Genomic DNA, 235 nt, shown 5'->3' on the forward strand with positions numbered 1-235 from the left:
CGGATCAACCTCAACATCACGTCGAGAGACGTCTGGCACAACTTCGGCTCATCGCGGTTACGGATAAAATCCGACGCCATCCCCGGAGAGTACAGTCAGACCTGGTTCTCCGTGAGTTCCGAGACGGTCCGAGAACAGGGCGGTAACGCGACGTACCTCGTCCAGTGCTTCGAGCTGTGCGGTCCCGGGCACTCCGCGATGAAAGGCCAGATCACCGTCCTCCCGCAAGACGAGT

1 pseudogene is annotated in these 235 nt (G+C 60.0%); it reads left to right on the top strand.

Going from position 1 to position 235, the window contains the following annotated elements:
• Positions 1-235, top strand: a pseudogene (locus EXE44_RS19390) (cytochrome c oxidase subunit II); the annotation flags it as partial.

Origin of the sequence: Halorubrum sp. SS7, from assembly GCF_005435055.1 — an archaeon.
Classification (GTDB): Archaea; Halobacteriota; Halobacteria; order Halobacteriales; family Haloferacaceae; genus Halorubrum; species Halorubrum salinarum.